Genomic DNA, 2,784 nt, shown 5'->3' on the forward strand with positions numbered 1-2,784 from the left:
GTGCGCTGGCCTCGCGCACCGCACTGCCCGGGCGCAGGTTCTGCACGCCCTCGACCACCACGCGCGTGCCGGCCGGCACGCCTTCGACGACCGCCGCGGCGGCGGTCGCCGCCAGCATCTTGACCGGCATCGACCTGACCTTGCCGTCGGCCTGCACCGCATAGACGAAGCGGCCTTCCGGTCCGGTCACCACCGACTGCGGCGGCACCGAGACCACGCCGGTCAGCGTCTGCACCACCGCTTCGACGCGCGCATAGGTGCCCGGCCACAGGCGCTGGGCCTCGTTGTCGAACTGCGCCTTGACGCGGATCGTGCCGTATTGCGGATCGACGGTGTTGTCGACGAAGGTGATGCGGCCTTGCACCGGCTCGGGATTGCCGTCGTTCGGCTGCGCGGTCACCGGCACCGGGCCGCCGCGCAGCGCGTCGCGCAGCGCGGCGAGCTGGCGTTCGGGAAGCGTGAAGGTGACGGCGATCGGCTGGATCTGCGCGATCGTCACCATCGGCTGGGCCGCGGTCGGCAGCACGAGCGAGCCGGGGAAGACGTTGATCACGCCGGTGCGGCCGCCGATCGTGGCGCGGATCGCGCCGTAGCTGACCGCCACGCGGCTGGCCTCGATCGCGGCCTGGTCCGCCCGTACCGTGGCCTCCAGCGCATCGACCTTGGCGCGCGCGGTGTCGACCGCGCTGCGCGAGATGAAGTTGCGTGCGACCAGTTCCTCGCTGCGCGCCAGCGAGCGGCGGGCGTCGGCCAGGTCGGCCTGGTCGCGCAGCAATTGCGCGCGAGCCCGGGCCAGATTGGCCTCGTCCATCCGGGTATCGAGCGAGAACAGCAGATCGCCAGGCTTGACGGTCTGGCCTTCGCGGATATGGACGGTGCGGACGGTGCTGGAGACCTGCGGGCGGACCTCGACGGTGGACAGCGCCGTCACGTTGCCGTTGACGCTGACCTGCAGCGGCACGTCGCCCTGGCGCGCCAGCGCGGTCGTCACCGCCACCGGGGCCGGTCCCTGCGCCTGCGGCCTGGCCGCGAACCATGTCTTCCAGACGTACCAGCCGGCCCCCGCCAGCAGCACGACCAATGCCAGCGCCAGCCAGGGCGACACACGACTTCTGCCGGTACCCATGGCCTGGCTCCAATTGCTTTCGACAAAGCCTTTGGCCTGGTCGATACCCTTCGATTTCATGCGAGGACCCTCTGCTGCGCCGCGCTGTGATTGCGCGTGTTCGCTCCCTTTTGTCGCCGTGCCCGCCCGGACGGCCACCGCCGGCTTCTGTGAACCGGTGGGCGGCGGGCCGCCCCCAGTGGTACCGCCATGGCGCCATCTCTGGCAAGCGTTGGCAGACGCGTCTGTATTACAAACGATTACAGGAGAGGGGCCGTCTTTGTATCAGGGATCAAACATTAGCAGAAAACGGACCTGGCGGGCCGGCCGGCGCGCTCAGGCCTGTTGCGGCGCCTGGCGCCGCAACCAGCGGCAGCCGAGCGCGCGGGCACGGGCGGACAGCAGCAGGGCGCCGAGCATCAGCGCGGCCGCACCCCAGTGCAGCGCCTGCGCGCCGGCGGTGGCGTAGATCGCCGCGCCGGCCATCGCGCCGATCGCCTGGCCCAGATAGATCGACGAGGAATTGAGCGAGATCGACACCGCCGCCCGCTCCGGCGCCAAGGCCACGAGCCGCGCCTGCTGGGCGCTGTTGGTGGCGAAGCCGCCCACGCCCCACAGCATGAAGATCAGCACCAGCGCGATCGGCCCGACGCCGGTCAGCGGCCACAGCAGCATCGCCGCTAGCGAGGTGCCCAGCGCCACGTGGACCACGCGGGCCGGCGTGGCGCGATCCATGCGCGCGGCCGCGACCACGTTGCCGAGCACGCCGCAGGCGCCATAGGCCAGGAACATCAGGCTCAGCGCGCCGCCGCTGACGCCATGGACGTCGCGCAGCATCGGCGCGATATAGGTAAACATCGTGAACATGCCGGCCGACGACACCATCGTCACGCCGACCACCATCAGCAGCGGCGTATGGCGCAGCACCGCGCCCCAGGCCGCGCGGCCCACCGGCGCCACCATCAGCCCGCGCGGCAGCACCCGCCACAGCGCGATCGCGACGCCCAGCGCCATCACGCCGACCACACCCATGCTGACGCGCCAGCCCAACGTGGTGCTGATCCAGGTGCCCATCGGCACGCCGACCACGCTGGCCACGCTCCAGCCGAGGAAGACGAAGCTGATCGCCCGGCCGCGCAGCTTCGCGTCGACCAGCAGCGGCAGCGTCGCCGCGGCCTGCGGGGTATAGATCGCGGCGCCGATCGCCGTGACGAAGCGCAGCACCACCAGCGCGCCGAAGTTCGGCGCCAGCGCCGAGGCCAGATGCAGGACGCCGTAGAGCGCGAGGGCGCCGACCAGCAGCAGCCGGCGGTCGATCCGCGAACCGAGCGTGGCGAACAGCGGCGCGCCGACGCAGCAGGCCAGCGCGAAGGCCGAGACCAGCTGGCCGGCGGTGGCGGCGCTCAAATGGAAATCGCCGGCGATGTCGTTCAGCATGCCGGTGACGATCATCGCGCCGGTGCCGATGACGAAATTGCCGACGCAAAGCGTCAGAAGCCTGGGATCCATGATGGGGATGCGAGGGGGAGATGGCGCAGAGGGGCCGCCCGCGAATCCCGGCAGTGTAGCGGTTTTGCGCCGATCGGGTCCGGCGCCGCCGCGGCCGCCGGGACCATCCGGTCCGCCGCGGCGGGGCGGTCCGTCAGCGCGCCAGCGCGGGCGTCAGCGCCTTCGGATTG

2 protein-coding genes are annotated in these 2,784 nt (G+C 71.4%); both read right to left on the reverse strand.

Annotated elements, in window-relative coordinates:
• Window positions 1-1,186, reverse strand: a 1,186-nt coding sequence (locus B551_RS16015; RefSeq protein ID WP_023264525.1) for an efflux RND transporter periplasmic adaptor subunit, incomplete at its 3' end; no start/stop codon positions are given.
• 255 nt (window positions 1,187-1,441) lie between these two features.
• Window positions 1,442-2,614, reverse strand: coding sequence for an MFS transporter (locus B551_RS16020; RefSeq protein WP_023264526.1), 1,173 nt, complete (start codon window positions 2,612-2,614; stop codon window positions 1,442-1,444).
• Between the last annotated feature and the right edge of the window lie 170 nt (window positions 2,615-2,784).

The sequence above is a fragment of the Cupriavidus sp. HPC(L) genome, assembly GCF_000307735.3.
In the GTDB taxonomy this organism is placed as follows: domain Bacteria; phylum Pseudomonadota; class Gammaproteobacteria; order Burkholderiales; family Burkholderiaceae; genus Cupriavidus.

Coding starts and splice junctions, on each gene's coding strand:
- B551_RS16020 (WP_023264526.1), bottom strand. CDS start 2,614: ATGGATCCCAGGCTTCTGACGCTTTGCGTCGGCAATTTCGTCATCGGC.